The organism is Exiguobacterium acetylicum, from assembly GCF_022170825.1.
In the GTDB taxonomy this organism is placed as follows: domain Bacteria; phylum Bacillota; class Bacilli; order Exiguobacteriales; family Exiguobacteriaceae; genus Exiguobacterium_A; species Exiguobacterium_A acetylicum_B.
Genome location: NZ_CP081878.1, coordinates 1558877 through 1578961, shown reverse-complemented (window position 1 = coordinate 1578961; position 20085 = coordinate 1558877). Strand labels below are relative to the sequence as shown.

24 protein-coding genes are annotated in these 20085 nt (G+C 49.4%); 8 read left to right on the top strand and 16 right to left on the bottom strand.

Going from position 1 to position 20085, the window contains the following annotated elements; genetic code table 11:
* Both K6T22_RS08240 and K6T22_RS08235 read right to left on the bottom strand, forming a co-directional pair.
* Positions 1–1185 (bottom strand): hypothetical protein, encoded by a 1185-nt coding sequence (locus K6T22_RS08240; protein ID WP_238239970.1) that lies wholly within the window; start codon positions 1183–1185, stop codon positions 1–3.
* Positions 1186–1206: 21 nt separating this feature from the next.
* On the bottom strand, positions 1207–1803 hold the full coding sequence (locus K6T22_RS08235) for a DUF1129 family protein (RefSeq protein WP_238239969.1): 597 nt from the start codon (positions 1801–1803) through the stop codon (positions 1207–1209).
* Positions 1804–1951: 148 nt separating this feature from the next.
* On the opposite strand from K6T22_RS08235, the gene K6T22_RS08230 reads away from it, so the two are divergent.
* The gene (locus tag K6T22_RS08230; RefSeq protein WP_023468299.1) at positions 1952–2098 is read left to right on the top strand and encodes a hypothetical protein; all 147 of its coding nucleotides are present in this window, start codon (positions 1952–1954) and stop codon (positions 2096–2098) included.
* 35 nt (positions 2099–2133) lie between these two features.
* On the opposite strand, the gene K6T22_RS08225 is transcribed toward K6T22_RS08230, so the two are convergent.
* Genes K6T22_RS08225 through K6T22_RS08210 form a run of 4 tightly spaced genes read right to left on the bottom strand, consistent with a single transcriptional unit; the run spans position 2134 to position 5832 of the window.
* Positions 2134–2925, bottom strand: coding sequence for a PP2C family serine/threonine-protein phosphatase (locus K6T22_RS08225; RefSeq protein WP_238239968.1), 792 nt, complete (start codon positions 2923–2925; stop codon positions 2134–2136).
* An 18-nt stretch (positions 2926–2943) separates the two neighbouring features.
* Positions 2944–3861, bottom strand: a complete 918-nt coding sequence (locus K6T22_RS08220; RefSeq protein WP_238239967.1) for an alpha/beta hydrolase — start codon at positions 3859–3861, stop codon at positions 2944–2946.
* Between the two features lie 34 nt (positions 3862–3895).
* Positions 3896–5344: a PH domain-containing protein gene (locus tag K6T22_RS08215; protein ID WP_238239965.1), complete on the bottom strand. Its 1449-nt coding sequence runs from the start codon at positions 5342–5344 to the stop codon at positions 3896–3898.
* Positions 5341–5832, bottom strand: coding sequence for a PH domain-containing protein (locus K6T22_RS08210; protein WP_238239960.1), 492 nt, complete (start codon positions 5830–5832; stop codon positions 5341–5343). The genes K6T22_RS08215 and K6T22_RS08210 overlap by 4 nt, the downstream gene beginning before the upstream one ends.
* 126 nt (positions 5833–5958) lie before the next feature.
* Here K6T22_RS08210 and K6T22_RS08205 point away from each other — a divergent pair, with 126 nt between their 5' ends.
* Positions 5959–6414 carry a hypothetical protein gene (locus tag K6T22_RS08205; RefSeq protein WP_023468294.1) on the top strand — a complete coding sequence of 152 codons (456 nt, stop codon included), beginning with the start codon at positions 5959–5961 and terminating at the stop codon, positions 6412–6414.
* 17 nt (positions 6415–6431) lie between these two features.
* Here K6T22_RS08205 and K6T22_RS08200 read toward each other — a convergent pair whose 3' ends face one another.
* Positions 6432–6863: a MarR family winged helix-turn-helix transcriptional regulator gene (locus K6T22_RS08200; protein WP_238239955.1), complete on the bottom strand. Its 432-nt coding sequence runs from the start codon at positions 6861–6863 to the stop codon at positions 6432–6434.
* 108 nt (positions 6864–6971) lie between these two features.
* Between K6T22_RS08200 and K6T22_RS08195 the strand changes: the two genes are divergently transcribed.
* Positions 6972–7394, top strand: a complete 423-nt coding sequence (locus tag K6T22_RS08195; RefSeq protein WP_023468292.1) for an organic hydroperoxide resistance protein — start codon at positions 6972–6974, stop codon at positions 7392–7394.
* A 128-nt stretch (positions 7395–7522) separates the two neighbouring features.
* Here K6T22_RS08195 and K6T22_RS08190 read toward each other — a convergent pair whose 3' ends face one another.
* Positions 7523–8659 (bottom strand): Six-bladed beta-propeller, TolB-like protein, encoded by a 1137-nt coding sequence (locus tag K6T22_RS08190; RefSeq protein ID WP_238239954.1) that lies wholly within the window; start codon positions 8657–8659, stop codon positions 7523–7525.
* Positions 8660–8799: 140 nt separating this feature from the next.
* On the opposite strand from K6T22_RS08190, the gene K6T22_RS08185 reads away from it, so the two are divergent.
* The 4 genes from K6T22_RS08185 to K6T22_RS08170 all read left to right on the top strand — a co-directional run bounded on the left by K6T22_RS08185 (position 8800) and on the right by K6T22_RS08170 (position 11279).
* Positions 8800–9876 carry a GTP pyrophosphokinase gene (locus K6T22_RS08185; protein WP_238239953.1) on the top strand — a complete coding sequence of 359 codons (1077 nt, stop codon included), beginning with the start codon at positions 8800–8802 and terminating at the stop codon, positions 9874–9876.
* 71 nt (positions 9877–9947) lie between these two features.
* Positions 9948–10391 (top strand): MarR family winged helix-turn-helix transcriptional regulator, encoded by a 444-nt coding sequence (locus tag K6T22_RS08180; RefSeq protein ID WP_238239952.1) that lies wholly within the window; start codon positions 9948–9950, stop codon positions 10389–10391.
* A 72-nt stretch (positions 10392–10463) separates the two neighbouring features.
* Complete coding sequence (locus K6T22_RS08175) at positions 10464–10949, top strand: tetratricopeptide repeat protein (RefSeq protein WP_238239945.1); 486 nt, start codon at positions 10464–10466, stop codon at positions 10947–10949.
* A gap of 81 nt (positions 10950–11030) precedes the next feature.
* Positions 11031–11279, top strand: a complete 249-nt coding sequence (locus tag K6T22_RS08170) for a hypothetical protein (RefSeq protein WP_231496855.1) — start codon at positions 11031–11033, stop codon at positions 11277–11279.
* 67 nt (positions 11280–11346) lie between these two features.
* Here the strand turns inward: K6T22_RS08170 and K6T22_RS08165 are convergent, their stop codons facing one another.
* From K6T22_RS08165 to K6T22_RS08145, 5 genes are read right to left on the bottom strand one after another with little or no spacing between them, the layout of a single operon-like run.
* Positions 11347–12222, bottom strand: a complete 876-nt coding sequence (locus tag K6T22_RS08165) for an aminoglycoside phosphotransferase family protein (RefSeq protein ID WP_238239944.1) — start codon at positions 12220–12222, stop codon at positions 11347–11349.
* A 51-nt stretch (positions 12223–12273) separates the two neighbouring features.
* Entirely contained in the window at positions 12274–12831 is a 558-nt protein-coding gene (locus K6T22_RS08160; protein ID WP_238239940.1) for a guanylate kinase, read from the bottom strand.
* A complete protein-coding gene (locus K6T22_RS08155) occupies positions 12821–13291 on the bottom strand; it encodes a hypothetical protein (protein ID WP_238239931.1) in 471 nt (156 codons plus the stop codon). Before K6T22_RS08155 ends, K6T22_RS08160 begins: the two co-directional genes overlap by 11 nt.
* Positions 13292–13304: 13 nt before the next feature.
* Complete coding sequence (locus K6T22_RS08150) at positions 13305–14027, bottom strand: glycerophosphodiester phosphodiesterase (protein ID WP_238239930.1); 723 nt, start codon at positions 14025–14027, stop codon at positions 13305–13307.
* Complete coding sequence (locus K6T22_RS08145) at positions 14027–15505, bottom strand: carboxypeptidase M32 (RefSeq protein ID WP_238239929.1); 1479 nt, start codon at positions 15503–15505, stop codon at positions 14027–14029. Before K6T22_RS08145 ends, K6T22_RS08150 begins: the two co-directional genes overlap by 1 nt.
* 145 nt (positions 15506–15650) lie before the next feature.
* Here K6T22_RS08145 and K6T22_RS08140 point away from each other — a divergent pair, with 145 nt between their 5' ends.
* Positions 15651–16280, top strand: a complete 630-nt coding sequence (locus K6T22_RS08140) for a serine/threonine protein kinase (protein WP_238239928.1) — start codon at positions 15651–15653, stop codon at positions 16278–16280.
* A gap of 142 nt (positions 16281–16422) precedes the next feature.
* On the opposite strand, the gene K6T22_RS08135 is transcribed toward K6T22_RS08140, so the two are convergent.
* The 3 genes from K6T22_RS08135 to K6T22_RS08125 form a co-directional block, all read right to left on the bottom strand.
* Positions 16423–17118, bottom strand: coding sequence for a tubby C-terminal domain-like protein (locus K6T22_RS08135; RefSeq protein ID WP_238239926.1), 696 nt, complete (start codon positions 17116–17118; stop codon positions 16423–16425).
* Positions 17119–17195: 77 nt separating this feature from the next.
* On the bottom strand, positions 17196–18488 hold the full coding sequence (locus tag K6T22_RS08130) for a globin-coupled sensor protein (protein WP_238239925.1): 1293 nt from the start codon (positions 18486–18488) through the stop codon (positions 17196–17198).
* Between the two features lie 248 nt (positions 18489–18736).
* Positions 18737–20038 carry a hemolysin family protein gene (locus K6T22_RS08125; protein ID WP_238239923.1) on the bottom strand — a complete coding sequence of 434 codons (1302 nt, stop codon included), beginning with the start codon at positions 20036–20038 and terminating at the stop codon, positions 18737–18739.
* Between the last annotated feature and the right edge of the window lie 47 nt (positions 20039–20085).

Below are 20085 nucleotides of genomic sequence, written 5' to 3'. Positions count from 1 at the left end.
TTATTCTGCTTCTGATCGTTCAATCGTGACGACACCCGGTGGACGGTGTGGAAACGTCAACGTCAAGCCAGCAAAGTGGCAACTATCATTTTCGTTCGGTGCCCGGTGCACCCACTCAATCGTCTCCTGTCGCGCTAAAGCGTGACGGATCCGATTGTCTGCTTGCGTACGTGAGATGCCGCGGCAGTCGACATTCGTAATATACGTCGACTCATCCGACTCGATTTGTTGCCAAACCCCGAGGATCAGTTGACCAATCGGACTGACGGGTTGACCGTCTGGCTCTTCACTACTTACTGCGTCATCGAGCACCTCGATGACAGCGTCACAGGTCTCACCGGAGGCAAGTAACCGTGTCGAACCTTGTTGCAAGATCCGGTATCTCGTGACGCCATTTTCGAGCCATAAGCGTTGCGCGAACGGATTGACCGGGACACCGTGGAAAAATGTCTGTGTCCCGCGCCAAGCAAAACCGAATGATGGATCATATACGCGGATTGTATCCATCGCCCGTTCATGAAACGAAGCAATCGTCTGACGCTCCTTCTCAAGCAGGCGACGAATGGCTTGATCGTCTTCGAGTGGCGCTGTCCGTGGTGTCATCGTAAATAGCTCGGATTCCGGTAGCCGGTGCGGTGCAAGAATCGTTCCGTCGAAACGATAGTCGTTCGCCGGTCGTCCAGAGCGTCCGACAGATAAGCGCCACGTCCGTTCTTCCGGCATGAAGGCATAACTTTGGTGAGCAAAAGGTGGGGCGACGAATAGTCCCGGAAACGTTTCGAACGTTTCGACCCGCAGTACGTCACCGTCATACCAACATTCTTCAATCAGACGGACGAGCCGTCCGACGGGCGCATTACGGTCTGTCAGGTAACGCCCGGTATTGGCATGAAATCCGAGTAGGAACTCGCGCTCTTCTTCCTGAAATGTCACCATCAAGAGTTGAAACAAAGAGGCAATCTGTTGCTCGACGAGTTCGGGATCTTCCTCTGTCTCTGCTTCAAACGCGATCATCTTCCAACCGGATCGTTCATAGAGATGGATCGTCACCGGAAAGAACAGGAACGCACCGTGTGTCGCTTCGAGCTTAACCATGTCCTGCGATGCTAAGCGTTCGGTCAGTAGGGAAAACCCCATACGTTCGAAATGATCTTGCAGTCGTCGTTTCCAATGTGTGAACTCCACGCAACCATCCCCTCTCGCGAATTATGCGCCGCGTTTTCGTAACGGATTCTTTGACCAGTAGATGTAAAGACCGACCAGTCCCGCGATGCCGATGATATAAGACGGCGTTCCACTGACTTGGATCAAGACGTCTGGTGCCGGGAAGACCGTTACGAGCAGTGCCTTGTAGGTTGAGAATAATATGAAGCTGATGATGAATTGAATCCACACCTTCGGCTTGACTTGCTTGATTTTCGGCGCCGTGATGACTTGTGACATCGCGTCAATCAAGAACAAGGCGATGATCGAGAAGAATAAGTAATCGATCAAAGCGAACTGGAACAACCCATCGATGCCTTCGATGAAGATGAACATCAAAATCGATGAGACGTAGTTTCGCGTCCATCGCTTTTGCGTCTCCATCCGGTGCCGTTGTGGTAATTCGGCGATCATCTGATCAAGTCGCGCTTCGACGGATAGACCGTGTATCTCCTCAAATGGTCGTTGTTTCCGCTGCGCTTCGTAGATATCTGCCCGCAGGCGGTCTTCAATCTCCGTTCGGTCTGGTTCTGCGACATTCAGATTCAATCGTGGTAAAACAGTTTCTAATAGACGAGTGTTGGCTTTCGTTAATTTCAATCGATTTCCCCCTTTTTCATGTTTAAGTATACTGGGTTTTTGGGAAAAATACGTAGTGGAAGTAAAAGATTGCTTGACGAAACGATGAAGAATGTTCAGAATTATTAAAATATGGTGTCGGAATGAGACAGAAAGGACGTGTTGGACTATGCGTCAAACGTTGACGAGCGCCGCTTTGATCACCTTGCTGACAAGCGCGGGCATCGCCTTCCCTTTGGCTGAAGCAAAGCCACCTGTTGACCAAGAGCCGGTCGAACTCGATCAGCAACAGGAACAAACGCCTGAAACAGAATAATAACAACCCGCGCTCAATCAAGAGCGCGGGTTGTTTCATGTATCGCTGGGTTGAGTGACCGTCTCTTCAATCGTGACCGTCCACGTGACGACCGTCGTGCTGTCGCGAACGCCATATGCTTCGATCGTCGAGAGCAGTTCAGCGACACCACCTGATTGTAATGCGTTCTCGATCTGTCTCGGTTCAGCATACGGTGCATGTGGGCATTCAAGCAGACCGTCCGTCGTCACGAACAATCGGTTCTCCCCTTGCCGCAATTCGCGGACGCCACGGGTATAACTCGGGACCGGTAACGCGAATGTGTTCGCACGTCCAATCCATTCATAGAACTGTCGCTGATTCAAGGCGGCTTGTCCCATCTTCATCAAATCCGAATGAAACAGATACAAGACGACGTCGCCGACCGATAACCACCAGATGAAGCGTTCTTTGCGGACGGCGATCAGACATGCCGTTTCGCCTTGTAACGTTGTGCAGGCTGCTAAAAAATCCGGGTCTTGAAACAGATCCAGCACGGTTGTCTCGATTCGTCCGAATGCTTCAGCAAGTGGTGCATCTAAATCATCTCGGATTCGCGACTCATGTTGTGCCAATTGCTGTAAGACAAATGCTGCGCTATCTGCTGTTTTGTGAGCATCTAAAACGACGGTCATCTCCCAATCATCTCCGATTAGGATGGCAGCCCCATCTTCGTTTTTATACTGGCCACTGTTTGAGCAACCACCGAAACGTCCAAGTGTAATTGGACCAAACTGGTCGATTTGTTGTTGATCGACGAACGGTTCGTCGGAACCGACCCAGTAATGGGATACTTGTGTAGTGTGCATGACGACGTCTCCTCTGCTTTACATATCCCGCAAGTATGGCTGCAAGAATAAGCGTAATCGTTTTTCGTAGTTGTCTGGGTCTAGCGTATACGTCTCATCATGCCCAGCATTACGGACCGGGTACAATTGTTTAAGACCGGTTTTTGCTTGATACAGTTCATACATCATCCGGACCGGAACGAGTTCGTCCTTCAGTCCGTGGATGAACATCGTCGGAATACGACTTTTCGTCGCTTGGCGTGTCACGGAGACGTCGCCATAAAAGAAGTCCTGTTCGCCCTTATTCCACATGCTTGCGACCGTCAGAGACGGGAGTGCCGGGTAACGAATCTGTTCGTCTGCGAGTAGGCTGAACCAGTCGTCAAGCCGGGCGTAAGCTCCTTCAGCGACGACGGCACGGACTTGAGTCGGTAAAGTCTCACCAGTAGCGAGTAAGACAGTTGCAGCGCCAACACCTAGTCCGTGATAGACAATCCGAGTATCATCTCCGTTTTCAGCAAGCAGGCGCTGCGTCCACTCCAAGACATCGAGTCGATCGAGCCAACCGTAGTTTCGGACCCCACCACTTCGTTCCTGTCCACGTCGTTCAATGAGTAGGACGTTAAACTTAGCATCATGATAATAGCGAGCTAGTGCATAGGCACCAGTCTGCGAAAAGCCGATCTCGTCTGGTACGAGAAGGACTGTCTGTTTGCTACCAGTAGCAGGTAGATAACGACCGAAACGGACGACTCCGTCTTTTGACCATTGTTGTGTCTCGCTCGTTTGTTTGAACCACGTCTCGTCTTGGCTCACTTGTTGCTCGCTCGTTGATTTTAAAATCGGAGAGGCGTCCGACTGACCGATCAATGTTTGCTGAATCCGGTATCCGTCATAGACGATATATAATAGCAGACACGTGACGAGCACCACGATGCCGATTCCCCATTTGCGCATGTGATTCGCTTCCTTTCCGACAGTGAGTCTTTCCTTATTCGTCGTCGGTTTCAGCTTCCCCTGCTAGCGGTGTCGAAAGGAACGATTGTTTATACCACCGTTGTAAGGTGTCAATGTCCGTTCGTTCAAAATAGAGGGCATGAAACGCCGTATTGCCGCGCAGTTGAATCTGAATCCGGGCAATCTCCTTTGCTTCGAGCCAGCGGGAGACAGACCAGGTTAATTCCTCAATCTTCAGTCGTGGCGTATAGACCGTTTCTTTTTGCACCCATTGTTTGCGTAACATCAAGAGATCGTGTCCCGTTCCAAACCGTGTCTTCCGGTAGCCGCTTCGCACAGCCAGATAATAGAACGGTAACCAGATGAATAGCAGCAAGATCAAGAAGCGCCAGGAAGAGTCAAGGACGATGATCACGACACTGCTCAGTGCAGTAAACAAAAGCGCATAACCAAGTAGCGGCCAACGGACCCGGTAACGGAAGCCGATCGGTGCGACATCGTACTGTGGCTTGAACTGGCGAAAGCGCGGTAGATACGTTGCAAGAAAGCCACCGATCTCGTTCGTCCGGATGAATGGATGGAGCAACAGACGCTCCTTTTCCCCAGTCGCCGAGATGATGTGTAAGGACAGACTCGCCCGACCAATCAAACGCTGAATCCAACTTTCTTGAATGACGAGAGCTTGAATCTTATCGGCGTGAAACGCCACTTCGGTCCGGTTCAACATGCCGTAGCCGATTAACAAACGATTGTGCTGCAACACAGCGCGGTATGAGCCGTATTTCAAAATATAGACGATGATCGAACCGATATAGATGACGAGGAGGACAAGGATGCCGAGTCCACTCAAGACGAGTAATGACAAATGGGCGAGTTCCGAGAACAACCGGTCGACATAGCGTTCGATGAATTGGTCGATGAACTGATAAGCGGTTCCGATCCCGACGAGTGCCAGTCCGACGCGTCCAGACAACGCACCTGCTAACGCTAAATCACGGACGGGAATCGTATAGGCGATTTCTTCAGATTCTTCCTTCGCGACGCTAGGTCCGTCGTTTTTTATCGACGACTTCAATTCTTTCGCAAAATCAAGCCGGATTCCCTTCAGCTCGACTTCCGGTGTTCCGCTCTCGGACGACGTCTCGACCGTCAATGTCGCAAGACGCAACAGACGTTCGATGACGTTTTGCTGAATCCCGATCGACTCGATGCGTTTGCGTTGCGTCGTCCGTTCACTTTTTTGAAAAATGCCTTTGCGGACACGAATCGTCTCGGCATCAATCGTAAAAGTATAAAAGTACCAAGAAGCGATCCCGTAGAGGATGACGAACAACATCCCGACACTGATCCCGATCCACGTATAGGTATTGATTTCCCCTTTACGGATTGCATTTAAAATCAAGGCGGCAAACGGAATCAGGAGTGAACGGATGATCGAGATGCTCGACATCAAGATGAACAGCGGATGAACGCGCCGTGTCATAACGATTCCTCCTCCCGCTCCTCAAGTTTCGCGAATCGTTCGACTTGTTTGCGCAGATCGTCCCCTTGCGCACGATCAAGACGAGCTAACGTGACGAAGCCGGATGCTGTCCGGACGTCGAGCGTGATCAAGTCATAGCGCCGCAAGATTGGTCCTGTTTGACTGTCAATCAGTTGCACCTTCACGAGTGGCACCGTCACTTCGCGGCGGAAAAAGATCCCGTTACGAACAATCAGAAATTCCTCATCGATTCGAAAACGCATATACTTCACACGAAGAACGGGTATGTAGACGATACGGGGAATGAAGTAAATGAGCCAAAGCAAAGCAGCGATCCCCATCCACCAAGGCGTCAGGTCGAGCCACATGACTTGGGTGATCGTCGTGCCGATTAAGATGATGGCAATCAAGCCGTGGAGCGGAATCAATCCGAGTCGTTCTGCCCGGATCGAACGTTCTGGCAACGTATGCCATTGTACAGTAGACATCAAAAACACTTCCTTTCGTTTCCATTTACGGTTAAAATCATTGCTGGGTTTCATTGCAGTGGTTGACATTTTGTTCGATTTCATCGCATATATAGAAGTGAAGAACTGTAACACCAAGGAGGAACCATGTTAACTTTTGAAGAAAAACTACGAATTATCGAGACGTTCCCACAACTCGTCCGCAAAGATGTCTCGCTGAAGCGCGTCAATTTCCAATTTCCGGATAGCCAATATGAGAAGAAGAATCTCGTCTATCATTTGCATCCGAACGGAAATGGTTTTGTCTATGCAGCTGGTCTACCAGGATACGAAACGGATGAAAAAGGCTTCGTCAATATCCGCGAATTCTCAGAGCCTGCTTTAATTCTCTTATTAGAAGATGCGATCAAAGCGCTCTCGACGGTCCAGTCTGTCGAAACACTTGAAGAAACATGGGTCAACGATAACCAGTTCGAATTGACGTTACTCAATGAAGACATCGATACGTGGCTCGTCTACGCTGGCGATCTTTTAGACGGTGCGTTCAACTCGTATAAGGAAGCAGCAAACTATCTTGAAGAAGAAGGCTTCCGCCGCAAATAAGACAATGAGCGATCCGGTTAATCCGGGTCGCTCATTTTCATGACGAGACGATTTAAGGCTGCTTTGACGACTTGTAAGTCCTCTTCGTCGACGTCAAGTGTCCGGACGAGATCAAGCGGAACGCTCTCCGCATGAGTTCGTAACGCGCGACCGGCGTCCGTCAAAAAGATTTGAATGTGTCGTTCGTCTTCCGGTTTTCGAACCCGTCGCAACAAATCAGCAGCTTCGAGTTTTTTAAGAAGTGGTGTCAACGTTCCGGAATCGAGATGGAGCCGTTCACCGATTTCTTTAAGCGACTGTCCCTCTTCTTCCCAGACGACGAGCATGACGAGATATTGCGGGTACGTCAGACCGAGTGGTTCGAGTAACGGTCGGTATCGACGCGTGATTTCGCGTGAAATCGCATAGAACGGAAAACAGAGTTGTTCATCTAAGGCTAACGGGTTCATAAAAAATTCCTCCAATCGTGAGCAAACGAGTTGCAATTCGATTTAAATTGTATACAATCTAATTGTAAGCTACTTATTTGATTCTAACAACGAAAGGGAGTTACACACATGAAACCAATGTTCACATCATCTGCAACAGCTGTCGGAGGTCGCGACGGACGCGTCGTATCAGAGGACGGAATTCTTGACGTCGCCCTCGCAATGCCAGTACCAGGATCGAAAAAACAAGCAACGAACCCAGAACAACTCTTTGCTGCAGGATACTCTGCATGCTTCGACTCTGCTTTAAACATGGTCGCTCGCAAACAAGGTATCAAACATGACGGTAGTGAAGTTACAGCGCACGTTACATTAAACGAAGCAGCTGACGGATTCATGCTTTCAGTCGAACTTGACGTTCTCGTCCGTGGAATCTCGGAAGAAGCGGCTGCTGAACTCGCGAAAGTCGCGCATACGGTCTGCCCTTACTCACGTGCGACTGCTGGAAACATCCAAGTCGATGTCTATACACGTACAACTGACGCAGAATAAGTGTAGCATTTCTAGCCAGCCTGAGGTTTATTCTTGGCTGGTTTTTATTTTTTAATATGAATTTGGTAGTTGAAATAATTTTATTTTTAAACAAGCGGCTGCTCTCATAACGAGAACAACCGCTTGTATCATAACTGGTGGACCGATAAGATGACGAGTTCCCCGGACACGGTCACGTAATAGGCATCTTCGAACCGATACCGTTCGTTGTGTTCCGCGTCGTACACCGTAACCATCGGCTCCGCGTCGTCACCGATCGCTTCGTGTAAATAGAAACGTTCCCGTAAGACACGCTCAAACGGTTCCTTATCAAGGAATCGGGCACCGTTGCGTAAATTGATTACTTCATGATGCTGTTCGGACCGGTCATTGACGATGAAGATCGTCGACTCGACGTCGTCATAGGTGAAGTCGAGTGGTTCATAGTCACTCCAATTGATTCGTGCGACCTCTTCAACACTCGCTTCCGTATCGATCCGGTAAAAGACTTCTTCGTTCAGCCGGTCGGTATAGGCACTGAAAATCAAGTGACCTTCCTGTTCCCCGAGATACTGGACGGTGTCCCCTTCTCCTTCTAACTTTAGTAAGGTTGCAAACGATAAGTGCTCAACGCCTTGTTCAATCTCCTCGATCAAAGTCGGGAGCGGAGCAATCAACAAGCTTTCCGAGTGGTCGATCGGATCTTCCGGTGAGATGACGCCACTTTCAAGCGCGTCATAAAACGAGAACTCGTCAAGCCGAGCATTACAGACGATGTATTCCTTGTCTTCAAGCGTGACGAGAAAGAAATAGAGCTCCCGGTAATTCTCTGTCATCCCGTAAAGCCGTTGATCGCGAATCGTTTGACGCGATTCATCTGTGACGTCATAGAGAAATGCGGACGTCGTATCCGTCGTCTGCAAGAACACGAGATAGTTTTCATTGAGCACCCAGTAAAGCGTCAAGTCCCCTTCAACGTAAAACGAAGCAATCTGTTCCCGTTTACCGGACATCAGATCGATGACGAGTACTTCTGTCTCGCCACCCTGCTCTTGCGTATGTTCATTCAGGCAATAGACCTTCCCGTGCCGGACGAACGGACGGGTTGGTCCGTGATCGGTCAAGGCTTCTGGCGTCAGATCAACCTGTTCTTGATCTTCAAGATCATAGCGGCTGATATGATAGCGGGCGTCATCAAGACGGCGTCGAAAATAGATTGACGACGGGGTGACATGTAAAACATCCATATGATCGGCGGGTAAAGCACGGGCATCCACTATTTCCATTTTCAATCTCCTCCCGGAAACGTACTACTTGTCTTTTTCCCACGAATCGTACTGCTTCAAACAGGGTCTTACTGTGCGTTGAACAAAGCAGAGTGCTACAATATGGCTAGATGACTACAGGATGAGGAAGGTGCGAAACGGTGCAATCACAAGATTTAAATACGATGATGCTTGAATATGTCAACGATAAGGAAGAATATGATGCGTACGCCGACAAATTGAAGATGCTTCTGTCCGAGCTACTGGACGCGGCAGGGATCAAATACCACTCGATCGTCGCCCGGACGAAAGACTCTGAAAGTCTGTATCAGAAAGTCTTACGGCAACCGAACAAATACCGTTCGCTTAAGGACGTCCATGACTTGACCGGGATCCGGATCGTCACTTATTTCCATGACGACGTCCGGGAAGCAGCACGCATCATTGAAAACGAGTTTGCGATCGACCGGGATCAGTCCGTCGATAAGTCGACCTTGCTTGATACGACGGAGTTCGGTTACCTCTCAGTTCACTTCGTCGCGTCACTCAGCGAACAGCGACTTGCTCTAAGCGAGTATGGTCGCTTTAAGGACTACACGGCCGAAATTCAAATTCGGTCGATTCTTCAGCACGCCTGGGCAGAGATCGAGCATGACCTCGGGTATAAAAATCCGAACAGTGTTCCGGCAGAAGTCCGGCGCAGCTTTAGTCGGGTAGCAGGATTGCTTGAGATCGCCGATCAGGAATTCGTCAACATCAAAAAACAGTTGAAACAATTCGAAGACGAGACCGTTCAACAAATCTTGTCTGACCCACACCAAGTCCGGATCACGGCGGACAACTTAAACTACTTCATCGATCACTCCCCAGTCATCAACGAGCTCGATAAACGGCTCGTCACGTCGCAGATGATGCTTGATTCCGATCAACAGTTGATCAACGAACTGATTCGGATGTTCCATTATGTTGATATCCGAACATACGGGGAGTTGATTGAAGCCGTGACGACGCACAGTCCGCTCGCCCTGCGTTGTGCGAAGGTCATGCCGAATCCGTTCCTCCCCCGTCAAGGAATCGGGATCGCTTATATCTGTATGGCACTGACGATTGCCGGAGAAGATACACACCGGATCGATTACTTCTTCCGTCGCTTCTACCCAGAGCTACGCAACGTCGAAGAAATCGTCGCCCAAGTCGCCCGTGCTGTCGAAACAGATGATTCAAGAGAAAAATATTGATTAAACTAAAATTTTTCACTATACTAAATCACGAGTGAAAGAAACTACGGTATAGAAAGAGTGAAGGATACATGGCAACTACACTAGAAGTGGCACAACGCGATCAGTTGATCGTTGATACGGAAAAAGGATTACGGATGAACTACCGCGCGATCAAGAAGGACGTGCGTAGCATGTTCACGACGTATTTGACACGCAACGAGTTCTTCATCTTGAAATCACTTTGTACGAACAGTCCACAAATCGCCTCTGCCCTCTCGCAAGAGTTTCAGTTCTCAGCGAGCATGATCACGGCACTAGCTGACGAATTGACGAAAAAAGAGTTGATTTCTCGCGAGCGGAGCGAACTCGATCGTCGTGTCGTCGAACTCCGGGCAACACCAAAAGGCATCGAGTTATACGAAAAACTCGAGTCGATGAAGATGGATTACCTCGCGGACGTCTTCGAAGACTTCTCGGATCAGGAACTTGAACTGTTCCGGACCCTTTTAACGAAGCTTGAAAAAACAGTCTAAGCTGTTCGATGGAACGGATCCGGTCAAGGACGACCGGGTCCGTTTTTTGATAGCGTAGGAGGAGGAAACGAAATGTTTGATTTCGAATCGGTTCATCAATTACGAAAGACGGGCCAGTATGAAACAGCAAAAGAAGTCGTCCGTCAGTATGTTGAAACGGCACCTGACGACCCAATCGTCCTCTATCAGATGGCGTGGTGTTACGATAGCCTTGGTGAGGAGCATGCTGCTGTCCCCTACTATGAACAAGCACTAGCGCTCGGTCTTACAGGAGAAGACCGCTTGCAAGCCTATATCGGGCTCGGCAGTACGTATCGCGTCACCGGACAGTTTGAAGAAGCGTCAGCCGTGTTCCACCGCGCATTGCTTGAGTTTCCGGATGCCCACGCCTTACACGCATTCCTCGCAATGACGGAGTATAATCTCGGTCAAACGGATCGAGCGGTCAGTCGCTTACTGAAGACGCTTGCTACGACGTCGTCGGATACATCGATCCAGACATTTGACCGGGCACTCCGTTATTATGCCGATCATTTAGACGAGATCGTCACAGAATGAACAGCAACAGTTGACGATGGATTGGTCTGCACAGCATAATGTAACAGCCAAGCGAACTCGCTTTTGCAGGAAAGGATGTTAATGATGTCATCAAAAAAAGTATGGACAGTAGAAGGATATGAAGAACAAGGGCAAGAAAAACACGGGAAGGCAAGTAAGTCGGAAACATATACGACTGAGGCCGACGCTAAGAAAGCTGCTAAAAAAATGGCGGATCAGAATGATCATCTCGACGTCTATGTTATTTATACGAATACCGTCAATGGTAAAACAGAAGAACGATTCTTCAACTCGAACGGCAAGTATAGTGAAGAAGGCTTTGAATGGTAATATTCAATAACTTCAAAAAAATAGCGGGTTCGTTTCTCTTCAAGTGAGAGACGGACCCGTCTTTTTTTTACGCCTCATACCAAAGCGGCATGTCGCGTCGAAAACCATCGTGATCCTGAATGATCCGTTGGACACGTCGTTGCATCACTGGCACCTGGCTTGCGTCAAACCGCTTTGTCCAGACGAGTGATGAGAAAACAACCATCGCCGCGTAAAGACTATAGACCTGCCAAAAGGCGGACGGCACTTCGTTCTTAAAGTATCCATTGATCATATGACTTGCAAAGACGGGACTCGTCTCGACCTGAAACAACCCGCATTTGACGAAATCATGCCACGGATCGCCATAGTCATGGTTGCCGTAATCAAGGAAAGCAGATAGATGCCCATCCTCGACAAGTAGATTATCGAGATGAACATCGTCATGCTGCAATCGATTCGGTCGCGTCTGAAGTAACGCAAGTCGTTCGCCGATAAATCGGTCGAGTCGCTCGACCCACTCGGATGCAAGCAAGTCCTCAATCGCTGCGCGGTAACGGTCATGTTTCGCCTGACAACGTATACTCCAAGACATCATCTCGCTTGGAGCAGGCACTGCATGGATGCGTTTCAATGCTTTCCCCGTCTCCTGACCGAGTTCGGTCGCTAATTCCGGCGTCTCACGGAGCACGCTTCGGACGGTTCGTCCAGATAAATACGGATAAATGCCGTACGCAATCGTTGCTGTTCGTCCGGTCGCAAGTGGTAAGGCATGAGCGATGCCCTGTTGTTCTGGAATCAATAAGGTCGCTTCTTGTTCATACCGAAGGCTAGCTGGGTCTATGACAGTCTTGACGATAAAGTGGTCTGTCAACGTCTTGACGGACCAAACAGCTTGATCTGATCGACCCGGAAGCCGCTTCACGGTTTGAATCTTTTGTAATAATGGATGGTTCGGTAACATAAACACTCCTTTCTGCAGACGAAAAGAGGACGCTCACGTGCGTCCTCTTGGTCATGCCTTTGGAATATAACCGGCGATGATTTTGAGCAAATCGGCGTACGCTGTCTCAAAATCAATATTTTCGATCATGTAATCATAATGATCGCGTTCTTTCCACGCTTCCTCGTAATCAACGAGTCGTGCTTCGAACTCCGGTGTATCGCCGCGCATCAACAGTCGTTCCTTCATCAAGTCGGGTGGGACCGAAACGAAGATCGTGATCACTTGGTCGTTAAACAAGCGTTTGAAGTTCGCTGCTCCTTTTGGATCAATATCCTTGATGACAATCTGATCCTGTTCGAGGACATCGACGTATGCTTGGCGCGGTGTGCCGTACCACGCCCGGTGGACGTGGGCGTATTCGATGAATCCATCGTCTTGGATCAGTTGCTGGAACGTCTTGACGTCAACAAAGTGATAACTTGCTCCATCGATTTCCGTCGGACGTTTCGGTCGTGTCGTGACCGATGGAATGAACCGGACATGCGAATATTCTGTCCGCAAGCGTTTGATCAGGGAAGACTTTCCGCTGCCCGATCCACCAATCAAGAGAATGATTTTACCTGACATCGTTTTCCCCCTGTTGTTGTGTCGTGAAGTAACCGGTAAAACGGAGTGCGAACTGTTCCAGTTCACTGTCGACGACCGTTCCGTAAATCGGTCGGATGACAATTAAATAGCGTTCATACGAGATGATGCGTGACGTCTCGTTACGTGTCATCTGAACCTGGGCTTCCGGATAACTTTCGACGTAATACCAATCGACCGCAATCCGTTCATCAGATGGCGTCTCATAGATCCACGTCACGGTCGTTCCGTTAGCAGGAAGGGTACTTTTTAAGGTGAAGCGTTGAATCTGCTTCAATTCACGTTTCGCTGACGCTAGGCCTGTCTTATAGTCAGCCGGGCGCATCGGTGTCGTTGCGACTTGCTTCGGTTTCGGTTCCGGCAAACGGGAAAAACCGAGCTGAAGTCCGACGAATAAGGCGACGAGCGACAAACTGATGACGAAAACGTAGTCCTTACGCATCCCTTCCTCCTCCTTATCCTTTAAGTCTGTCACGCATGCCTTTCGGATCATTGACGATGACGGCATCGACACCGATCGCTTGCATCTGCCGGACATCATCGACCGTCTTCGGTGTATAGACGCGGACCGTGACGTCTTGCGCGTGAGCAAACGCGACGTCCGCTTCCGTCACCCGTCGATAATCGGGATGGATTCCAGTCGCACCGATCCGGAGGGCTTGTTCTTCCGGATGATAGATCGGGTACGGATAGAGAATCGCCGTCTCGACGCTTGGATCGAGCTTACGAATCAAGGCGACCGAATAATGATTGAACGAGCTGAAGAGTAGTCGATCTGACGTAATCCCGTGAGCGGCGCAGCGTTCGAGGACATAGGCTTCAAGCCCATCATAGCGGATCGTATCCGTCTTCAGCTCGACGTTGAGTCGGAGTGTTGCTGGTGCAAGAATCGTCAACACTTCGTCAAGCGTCGGAATCTTCGTCTTGATCGCTTCCCCTTTAAATCGTGCTCCTGCGTCGAGCGCTTGCAGTTCAGCAACCGTCATGTCGACGACGCGCCCTTTCCCATTCGTCGTCCGGTTGACGGTCTCATCATGAATTATGACACCGACACCGTCCTTTGAAAAATGGACATCGAACTCAACGCCATCGACATCGTCTTCGATCGCAGCAGCGATGGCTTCAAGCGTATTTTCGGGAAAACGCTCACTGACGCCGCGGTGTGCGAACCATAACATCAGAGTGCCTCGACGACGCGTGTGTATTTCTTCGTCAAGTAATTGACGAGTGGTGCGACCGAAATCGATTGTCCTGTTGCTGCTTCAATCAATTCAGCTGGTGTCTTCGATTTTCCGTGACGGTGAATGTTTTCCTTCAACCAGCCTTTGATCGGGGCAAGCGTTCCGGCTGCGATTAGACCGTCGACGTTGTCGACGTCACGACGAAGCGCTTCGTTCAGTTGTGCCGCGTAAACGAGACCGAGGGCGTAACTTGGGAAGTAACCAAACGATCCACCCGACCAATGGACGTCTTGTAGGACGCCTTTATCGTCACTCGGGACATCGACGCCGAGATACTCTTTATAGAGACGATTCCATTCTTGCGGCAGATCCTTGACTTCGAGTTCGTTTGTCATCAGACGTTTTTCAAGCTCATAGCGGATGATGATATGCAGTGCATACGTCAGTTCATCGGCTTCAATCCGAATCAGTGACGGTTTGACTTCGTTGACCGCTGCATAGAAACGTTCGAACGGGACGTCAGCAAGTGACGGAATCGCCTGTTGTAAGCCATGATAACGGGCTTCTAGGAAGCCTTGGTTCCGTCCGATGAAGTTCTCAAAGAACAACGATTGTGATTCATGAATCCCCATCGATGCACCGTCACCGAGACCGAGTGAGTCAAGTTCTGGTTCGATGCCTTGCTCGTATGTCGCGTGCCCGGCTTCGTGCATCGTGCCGAAGACCGAGTTCCGGTAGTCGTTTTCATCGTACTTCGTCGTAATCCGTGCGTCCTTCCGGTTGATCGTCGTCTGGAACGGATGGACCGTCTCATCTAAACGACCCGACGTGAAGTCGTAGCCGATATCGCGGAGCCATTCTTGGTTCAAGGCGATTTGTGTCTCGCGTTCTGCTGACCAATCGAGCGTCGGGAAGTCTTTTCCTTCAAGCTGCCCGAGCAGACCGATGATGGCTTGACGAAGTTCAGCGAACAATGGATCGAGTGTCGCGACTGTCATCCCCGGCTCATAGTCATGGAGCAGTGCGTCGTACGGGTGCGCATCATAGCCCCAGTACTCGACGAATTTGCGTTCCATCGCGACGATTTTCTCGAGGTATGGTTCAAACAGTGACCAATCGTTCGCATCTTTTGCCTTTTCCCAGACACTCTCGGCTTCAGAGATCAACGTGATGAACGTTTGATACTCGGCTTCCGGAATTTTCGAATCGCGGTCGAACGCTTCTTTTGCTTTTGCGAACGAGATCGCTTCAATCCCCGTTAACGTCTCTTGCTCCATCGCCGCGAGTAGTTGTTGGTACGTCGCACCTGTTCGGCGACGGAAGCTCTCGGTTGAGAGGAATCCGATTGAAGCAGACCGGTTTGTTGCGCCTTGATCCGGCATGTATGTCCGCATATCCCAGTATAGTAATGCGACGGCTTCTTCGTATGCGCGAAGACCATCAAAATGGTCGCGCCATTGTTGTGTCGTTGACATGATTAAAAACCCCCTTAAAGTATGTAACAGTATAGCATTTTTAGCATATCACATAATGTTCAAAACTTTCACACACAAGCGATTTTTGAAACTTTTCCTGTCAGATGAGCGTATAATGGGTATAAGAATTGAAGGAGGAAAGGAAGTGACAGCATTGAAAACAGACGCTGAGTTAGCGCACGCGATCCAATTGAAGGAAACAGGTTTGGTTTGTACGATCGAAAGTCTTCCGAGCGAACTCGAGTTGATCGGAACAGGACGGAGTGCGTTCGTCTTTCGAGTCCTGGGAACGGATCGCGTCATCAAGAAGTTTTACCCGTCGTTTCGAACGCTTGCCGAGCTCGAGGGTGGTATCTACGCGCAGTTGACTGATTTTCCGACGTACGCGCAAGTCTACGAATATGGTGCGGATTATATCGTGCTTGAATACATTGAAGGTCAAACACTTTTCGAATGTCTCGTCAGCGGGACGTTCATCCCGGAATCCGTCTTGACGACGGTCGATACGGCTTTAGCACAAGCACGGTCCGTCGGTTTGAACCCGTCAGACATCCACTTGCGAAACATTCTCTTGACGGCGAATGGAACACGGATCATCGATGTCGCCCGTTTCCGGCAAACAGAACCATGTACACAATGGGATGACTTGAAGAAGGCGTATCATTATGTCTACGCAAAACCATTCTTCCCTAAGAAGTTAAGTGAGACCTTCCTCAATACAATTGCTGATGTCTATAAGGGGCGATTGTTCGAGTCGATTCGAAAAACAGGATAATGAAAAAGCGCGCTGGTTCTCTTTAATCGAGACCTAGCGCGCTTCTTTATGCATCCAGATAATACTCGGATTGATGGATCGTCTTGTTGATTCTTTACGTACTAATTTTTTTTAGACTATACATACGGTCAGTGAAATAAATTCATTTCGTGTATACGAGACGAAAGACGATCATACTGGCGACGGCTAATAAGCGCTCACTCGTATCACAGTGAAAGACGAGTCGCGTTCCTCGACGCGACCCCGTCGCGATACAGACGCCTTCTTTATAAACTCCGATTTTCCTTGTGATCGTCGAGGAATTGATCTGGTACTCTTGATTGTCATACGTGACGAGTAATACTTCCTGCAGTCGCAATTGCTGACGAAGTGCCGCGTCGGTACGAATCGTTCCGACGTCGTACCCGTCTTCGCGAATCACGAAATGCGTCGTATTACGTAACCACTCTGTTTTCGTTTCTTTGATTTGGAGACGCTTCCCCTCCCCTTCGAACGTCACGTCAATAAAAAACGATTCGAACTTTTCGAAGCGTGCAAGGATTGCCTGCCACCAGTTGGCGTAACTTCGTGAAAATGTCACCCATTTCTGATGTGCTAAAAAAATCGTATTCGTCTTGCGTGAAGCACGGTCAGCAAGTCGGACCGATACGCCCTCTGCTTGTCCCTGATATCGTAAATCGCGCCGGATTTGCCACCACTCGATTCCGCCAATCAAGAAAGCGACACCTGTTAAACCGAGTAAGGCGTAGAACTCACGCGGAGCAAGATCTTCTGCTATTACATAATTTCCTATGAATGCAACAATACATACGACGAGCAATCCAAGGCTTTTCATCATGAATCACCAACACCTCCCCTTACATTTTCCATAAATCGACAAAAAAATCCTCCTTTCTTGGAGAAAGGAGGAACAATTCAGAGCGTCGCCGCGACTTCCTGCAAATCATCTGCGGTCTCAGCAATCGCCTCAGCGATCTTGCGCATACCTTCGATCGTTCCGGCGACATCCTTCGTATCCGTCGATAGTTCGTGAATTTGACGCGAGACATTGTCTGTCTGTTCAGAAATCCGCGAGAAGGCACGGACGACTTGTTGCATCTCGGACGTCGTCCGGACGACCGCCGTCTCCGTCGTTCCCATCCGCTCTGAGACGACGAACATTTTTTGTGTGATTTCTTGTGCGATCCGCGACGTCTCTGCAGCCGATTGTTTACTCTCTTCAGCAAGTTTACGAATCTCTTGCGCGACGACGGTGAAGCCACGCCCCATCTCACCAGCACGTGCCGCTTCGATTGAAGCATTCAGACTGAGCAAGTTTGTTTGATCGGAAATCGTCGTCACCATCCCGGCAATCCGCTCGATTTCTTGCGACAAGCGTGACAGTTCAGCGACTTGTTCGGTCGTCCGTGATAAATCCGCGACGACATCCTGGAAGCGTCGTGTCTCCTCTTCAACGAGAACGACACCTGCTTCTGCTTCGCCGACTGCTTCCGTCAATTGAAGTGAAATGGCATCCGTCGTCGTCGAGACATGTTTTGCATGCCGCTCGATTTCTTGGAAGTTCGCCGATGATTCTTCACTCATGGCAGCGAGTTCTTCGGTCGATTTTTGCACGCCATCTCCGACGTGACGTTTCGCTGTCGCGATCGCTTGTCGTTCTTCATCGATTTGATCTTCATACATCGTCATGACGATCTGTTGTTCCAAGTTGAACAGTTTCCCTGCCGAGCGCATGATCCGGACACGTTCAACTTCCGGCCAATCACTGCCGTCAATCTTCTCACTGAGGACGTTCCAGACTTTTTGGAACGCAGCAATGTACCACTTATTATGCAATCCGATTTGAACATGACGCTCGGCAATCCGGCGGCGTGCTTCGATGTACTCCATCGTCACCTGACCGTCGAACATTTGTAAGATATGCTGAGCGAGCGTACCTTTTAATCGTTTGAGTGTCGAATGCTGTTCGATTAACTGACGAAGGGATGGAACACGGACCAGCTCCTCGTAGAACGCGTCGACCATGCTCGGCATCCAATCGGAGACATCTTCGCGGATGACCCGTACAATTTGTAAATCGACAGCTTGTAAATCGATTAAACGCAATTGTTCATGTAAGGATGTCGGAACATTCAACACGACATGGGACCGTTCGACTTCGATACGTTCATCAAAGGACGGTGATGCTGATTTCGTGAACCACTTCATATGCTTCTCTCCTTCATTCATAGGTGGACTTCACTTTCTATATCGTCTCGATCTTCTGACAATTGAATGGAAAAATCATAATATTTTTGGACGAGTTAAAACCATTTCCTCGTCCCTTGTCTATGGAAGCTTTTTCTCTGTATTTGAAAGAACAGTTACCATCGGACGAGACGAATCTCTCTTCTGCCCAATGAACAAGACCCGTTATGCTCAGTAGATTGGACTACTAGGCACGACGGGTCTTTATGTTAACGAGGCGTCAATGTCAACTTGACATCCTGAATCTGATAGTGGGCAGAACGCATGATTTCAAGCGTAAAGGCTTCATCCGTGACGATGGTTCCTTCTTCAAAGGCAGTCGTTCGCGATTGAATGTAACCACCGACCGTATCGACCGCCTCTGCATCTGCAAACCGAAGACCAAATCGCTCTTCCATCTCAACCAACAGGACAGTACCTGCTAAGCGATAAGAACCGTCCGGTAACTGTTCGATTTCTGCCTGTTCCGCTTCATCGAATTCATCACGGATATCACCGACGATTTCCTCCAAGATATCTTCCATCGTGATCAAACCGGATGTTCCACCATACTCGTCAATGACGAGTGCGATGTGCGAGCGTGTCTGTTTCATCTTCAAGAGTGTTTCTTGCAGCGGCGTCAATTCTGAGACGACTGGAAGTGGCTTGATGAACGATGCAAGTTCTCGTTCATGTTGTACAGCATGATGTGCGAGCACTTCCTTGACATTGATATAGCCGCTAATCCGGTCCTTATCCGTTCCTTCACTGACCGGATAACGGGTGTACGGATTGTCTGACATCGTCTGCAATAGACTTTCCCAGTCGATCTCGTCCGAAATGACCAACATGTTCATCCGTGGCACCATGATGTCGCGCGTGACACGCTCATCAAAAGCGAAGACATTTTGCATCAAGTCGAGTTCTGATTGATTGATTTCACCACTTTGAAAACTTTGCGCCATGATGATTTTCAACTCTTCTTCCGAATGGGCTTGTTCGTGACCGGCTGGTTTTACACCGAACATTCGAAGGAGAACACGGGCAGATCCGTTCATGATCCAGATGAACGGATACATGACTTTCCCAAATATATAGAGCGCCGGTGCAAGTAGCAACGTCATGCGTTCTGCATACTGAATCGCGAGCGTTTTCGGTGCCAGTTCACCGACGACGACGTGTAAGAACGTGACGAAGATGAAGGCAATACTATAAGACAGAAGCGTGGAGACCGCTACTGCAACACCGAGTTCATCAAAGAGCGGTGTCAATAACTTCTCAACGGTCGGTTTCCCGAGTGCCCCGAGACCAAGTGCTGTAATCGTGATACCAAGCTGACAGGCAGACAAATAGTAATCCAGATCGCCCGCCACCTTCTTTGCAAGCACAGCTCCTTTTTTCCCTTCTTGCACCATCTGGTCGAGACGAGACATCCGGACTTTGACGACCGCAAACTCCGATCCGACGAAAAACGCGGTCAAACCAATCAATACGACGAGCAACAACAAATTCAGTGTTAAGACGATGTCCAACTTGTATCCCCCTAAAAGCGGGGGATCACCTCCTTTTAATTTTTAAA

Coding starts and splice junctions, on each gene's coding strand:
- K6T22_RS08230 (WP_023468299.1), top strand. CDS start 1,952: ATGCGTCAAACGTTGACGAGCGCCGCTTTGATCACCTTGCTGACAAGC.
- K6T22_RS08225 (WP_238239968.1), bottom strand. CDS start 2,925: ATGCACACTACACAAGTATCCCATTACTGGGTCGGTTCCGACGAACCG.
- K6T22_RS08220 (WP_238239967.1), bottom strand. CDS start 3,861: ATGCGCAAATGGGGAATCGGCATCGTGGTGCTCGTCACGTGTCTGCTA.
- K6T22_RS08215 (WP_238239965.1), bottom strand. CDS start 5,344: ATGACACGGCGCGTTCATCCGCTGTTCATCTTGATGTCGAGCATCTCG.
- K6T22_RS08210 (WP_238239960.1), bottom strand. CDS start 5,832: ATGTCTACTGTACAATGGCATACGTTGCCAGAACGTTCGATCCGGGCA.
- K6T22_RS08205 (WP_023468294.1), top strand. CDS start 5,959: ATGTTAACTTTTGAAGAAAAACTACGAATTATCGAGACGTTCCCACAA.
- K6T22_RS08200 (WP_238239955.1), bottom strand. CDS start 6,863: ATGAACCCGTTAGCCTTAGATGAACAACTCTGTTTTCCGTTCTATGCG.
- K6T22_RS08195 (WP_023468292.1), top strand. CDS start 6,972: ATGAAACCAATGTTCACATCATCTGCAACAGCTGTCGGAGGTCGCGAC.
- K6T22_RS08190 (WP_238239954.1), bottom strand. CDS start 8,659: ATGGAAATAGTGGATGCCCGTGCTTTACCCGCCGATCATATGGATGTT.
- K6T22_RS08180 (WP_238239952.1), top strand. CDS start 9,948: ATGGCAACTACACTAGAAGTGGCACAACGCGATCAGTTGATCGTTGAT.
- K6T22_RS08175 (WP_238239945.1), top strand. CDS start 10,464: ATGTTTGATTTCGAATCGGTTCATCAATTACGAAAGACGGGCCAGTAT.
- K6T22_RS08170 (WP_231496855.1), top strand. CDS start 11,031: ATGATGTCATCAAAAAAAGTATGGACAGTAGAAGGATATGAAGAACAA.
- K6T22_RS08165 (WP_238239944.1), bottom strand. CDS start 12,222: ATGTTACCGAACCATCCATTATTACAAAAGATTCAAACCGTGAAGCGG.
- K6T22_RS08160 (WP_238239940.1), bottom strand. CDS start 12,831: ATGTCAGGTAAAATCATTCTCTTGATTGGTGGATCGGGCAGCGGAAAG.
- K6T22_RS08155 (WP_238239931.1), bottom strand. CDS start 13,291: ATGCGTAAGGACTACGTTTTCGTCATCAGTTTGTCGCTCGTCGCCTTA.
- K6T22_RS08150 (WP_238239930.1), bottom strand. CDS start 14,027: ATGTTATGGTTCGCACACCGCGGCGTCAGTGAGCGTTTTCCCGAAAAT.
- K6T22_RS08145 (WP_238239929.1), bottom strand. CDS start 15,505: ATGTCAACGACACAACAATGGCGCGACCATTTTGATGGTCTTCGCGCA.
- K6T22_RS08135 (WP_238239926.1), bottom strand. CDS start 17,118: ATGATGAAAAGCCTTGGATTGCTCGTCGTATGTATTGTTGCATTCATA.
- K6T22_RS08130 (WP_238239925.1), bottom strand. CDS start 18,488: ATGAAGTGGTTCACGAAATCAGCATCACCGTCCTTTGATGAACGTATC.